Source organism: Telmatospirillum siberiense (assembly GCF_002845745.1).
GTDB classification, from domain to species: Bacteria; Pseudomonadota; Alphaproteobacteria; order Rhodospirillales; family Magnetospirillaceae; genus Telmatospirillum; species Telmatospirillum siberiense.
Genome location: NZ_PIUM01000070.1, coordinates 1 through 3665, shown reverse-complemented (window position 1 = coordinate 3665; position 3665 = coordinate 1). Strand labels below are relative to the sequence as shown.

The window sequence follows — 3665 nt, the reverse complement described above, 5'->3', positions numbered from 1 at the left end:
CCCCACCGACGCTCCGGTGAGCGTCCCCACTTTCAGCAAGACCGCCCTCGGGGTCACGGTGACCGACCTGGCGACGGCGGCGCAGACCGCGGCCGGATCGGGCGGCGACGGCACCGCCTATTCGATCACCAACGCCATCTGGGACACGGCGAGCAGCCTGATCACCGAAGCGGGTCAAGCGCTGACCGATGTGGCCGATGTGTCGGCGTCGGAGATCGCCAACGCCCTGTGGCGGCCGTATTACCAAAGCCTGATGAGTTATTTCAACGACGTGCCGGCGGCGACCGGGGTGCTCAACACGGATGCCGGGTCGGTGCTGCTGCCGGGGGGATCGGGGGTGACCGTCGGCGATCTGGTGGCCGCGGCGGTCGACAGCAATCCGACCCCCAGCTTCACCGATCCCTTGCTGCTCGATCTGACCGGGGGCGGGATCGGGGTGTCCAGTTGGATCCGCAGCCCGGTTTATTTCGACACCAACGTCAAGGCGGACGCCAATGGAAATCCGACGACGACGCCGGACGGGATGGAACATGAGACGGCCTGGATGCAGGCCGGCACCGGCATGCTGGTGTTCGAATCGGGCGGCGTGGTGGCGCCGATCACCAACATCACCCAGACGGTGTCCGAGTTCCTGAACGCCGGGACGACGCCGGGAAAATACGCCGACGGACTGGCGGCGCTGGCGGCGCTGACGCAGGCCGGGGCGACGGCTTTCACCGCGCAGACGGCGTTGATCGATCCCACCACCGGCGTCTCCTATTGGAACGAGATCATGGTGTGGAACGATGCCAATGCCAACGGCGTCAGCGATGCGGGCGAAGTGGTCAGCCTGGACAGCCTGGGCATCACCTCGATTTCCCTTGTCGGCAGCGGCGCCACCGACACGGCTCGCGAATGGGAAATTTGGCCCTTCAAACGCGCAGCCTGAGAAAAGCGGGTGCTGCCACAAAAATTTCATCTCATGGTTGTGCTGTTTTGGCGGTTTCAAAACGTCTATGGGAATAGGAAACGAAGACGATCCCGGTGGGTGGGGTGACGGCTTCAGGTGGGTAAGGCGATATCACGTCAGATGGCTGTTCGCGTTCGCGAAAGTTGTCTTGGTTTATGAGGGGCTGGTCGATCTGGGGCAGGATCGAGTCAGATGCGGCAGGGGGGGGCTGCATCGGGCTGCCGATTTTTCAAATCATATTTTATTCAATTGCTTGAGCGATCGAGGAGCGTGCTGTGCTGAAGTCTTCTGTTCTCGTCATGACACTCGTCAGTCTTATTTCGCTTCCCGCATCGGCGGCGGACAAGAAGACCGTTTCGCTGGAATGCGGCGGTGCGAAAGCGACACTCACCTGCACAAAATTCGATGGGGATTCATGTGTCGCGAGCGATCTCGCATTCGATACGCCGTCCGGTAAGCATGTTGTCTCTCCGCAGAGGAAAGACATTAAGCAGGTGTTCGATACGCCAATTATTGCTGACGATATAACGTGCAACACGAGCAATACAAAAGCAGTTTTCGTTATTCAGTATTCTCCTGGTTGTAATTATAGCGAATGCCTGACATTGGATTTATTCGACTTGAGTGGTTATCTATATAAAACGCGTCACAGCAGAATGTTTAGTGAATTTTTTGGTGACGAAGTCAAGTCCATGAAGCAATCACCTTCTGTTACATTGCGGGGTGACTCGAAATGACCGACTTTAGCAGTCTATATGCTTCAAAAGGTAAGGCGTATCCGTCTGTCGTGGCGTGGTCTCATTACAATGACCCCGTTTCAACGAACAACAGCGGCGTGGTCGGAAATCCTCGGATTTGGGGTAACGCGTCGACAGCCGTGCAACAGGCCTCGATCGATGCGATCATTGCGGCGGCGAAAGCAAGTGACCTTGATCTCAACGATACGGCGCTCTTGCTTTCGATTATTCGAACAGAGTCCGGGTTCAATCCGAATGCCGCTGCAGGGTCATCGTCCGCCAGCGGACTCGGCCAGTTCATCAACGGAACGGCTGCGCAGTATGGCCTCACCGCTTCCAATCGTTGGAGTATTGCCGCTCAAGCACAAGCCGCAGTCGATCTTTTTATCGATTGCCAGGAAAAGGCGGGAGATAATGGACAGGATTCCAGCCACATCTATGCCTATTGGCACGATGGTCTTGGCACGGATGGTTACGGTGCCGGTCTAAAAACCTCGAATGCCAGTGTCATGCCCAATGTCAGCGCCTTCACCCAGGCGCTGGTGGCCGGTAATTACGGCCTTGCTTCATCCAGTACCCCTATTTCCCCCGACACGCTCACCACCAATGTCGATGGCACGACCACGTTAACCCGCGTTTCCAATGGTTCCACCTATTCCGAGACCTTCAGCGCGGGTGGTGCGGCGAATCTTTCGGTGACGACCAACGGCCAGGTCACGTCGAGCGATTACGATTCGAGCGGACGGCTCGTCTCCAGCGCCACGTCCGGGACCAGCGATTCCTTTACGGCCGGCGGCAATACAATCGCTATTTCCGGAGCGCAGAGCCTTTTGTCGCAAGGGGCCGGCGGCTACTCCCTGACGGACGCCAGCGGCAATATTTACACCTTGTCGCAACTCAACGACGGGTCGGGTCAATATCGGCTGACCTCGTCGAGCGGGCTGATCAATGTGACGCTCGATCCCAGTATCGTCACCGATATTCAACTGGGCGCCAATTTAAAGATCGATACCGCGCTTGGCGACTTCGTAACGATCAATACGCAGTTCGGATCCGGCGCTTTTGGATTTGTCGGATCTTCGCAAACCGCCTTCAATTCTCCATCGCTGATCAATATCGATCAAAATTACTTTCAGCTTGGAACGCCCAACGGCGGCCTCGGCGCGACATATGACATTCAACCGAATGGTAGTCTGGGCGCGACGATCGCCGGCTTTCTCGGGCTATCCGGGTCGACCGATTTTGCCAGTCTGCTCAATGAGACCAGCGCCCTTCTGCCGTCGCTCACCGCCGCCGTCCCCACCGACGCTCCGGTGAGCGTCCCCACTTTCAGCAAGACCGCCCTCGGGGTCACGGTGACCGACCTGGCGACGGCGGCGCAGACGGCGGCGGGATCGGGCGGCGACGGCACCGCCTATTCGATCACCAATGCCATCTGGGACACGGCGAGCAGCCTGATCACCGAAGCGGGTCAAGCGCTGACCGATGTGGCCGATGTGTCGGCGTCGGAGATCGCCAACGCCCTGTGGCGGCCGTATTACCAAAGCCTGATGAGTTATTTCAACGACGTGCCGGCGGCGACCGGGGTGCTCAACACGGATGCCGGGTCGGTGCTGCTGCCGGGGGGATCGGGGGTGACCGTCGGCGATCTGGTGGCCGCGGCGGTCGACAGCAATCCGACCCCCAGCTTCACCGATCCCTTGCTGCTCGATCTGACCGGGGGCGGGATCGGGGTGTCCAGTTGGATCCGCAGCCCGGTTTATTTCGACACCAACGTCAAGGCGGACGCCAATGGAAATCCGACGACGACGCCGGACGGGATGGAACATGAGACGGCCTGGATGAAGGCCGGCACCGGCATGCTGGTGTTCGAATCGGGCGGCGTGGTGGCGCCGATCACCAACATCACCCAGACGGTCTCCGAGTTCCTGAACGCCGGGGCGACGCCGGGAAAATACGCCGACGGACTGGCGGCGCTG

General features: G+C 59.3%; 3 protein-coding genes and 1 pseudogene. All 4 read left to right on the top strand.

The annotated features are described in order from the left end of the window. Positions 1-928: hypothetical protein (locus tag CWS72_RS27195; RefSeq protein ID WP_206747711.1), on the top strand; the 928-nt coding region annotated here is incomplete at its 5' end. A 296-nt stretch (positions 929-1224) separates the two neighbouring features. Beyond that, complete coding sequence (locus tag CWS72_RS27605; protein ID WP_146002915.1) at positions 1225-1686, top strand: hypothetical protein; 462 nt, start codon at positions 1225-1227, stop codon at positions 1684-1686. Beyond that, a pseudogene (locus CWS72_RS28875) lies at positions 1683-2015 on the top strand (transglycosylase SLT domain-containing protein); the annotation flags it as partial. The gene CWS72_RS27605 and the pseudogene CWS72_RS28875, both read left to right, overlap by 4 nt. A gap of 180 nt (positions 2016-2195) precedes the next feature. Then, the coding region (locus tag CWS72_RS27190; protein ID WP_241911918.1) for a hypothetical protein at positions 2196-3665 on the top strand (1470 nt) is incomplete at its 3' end.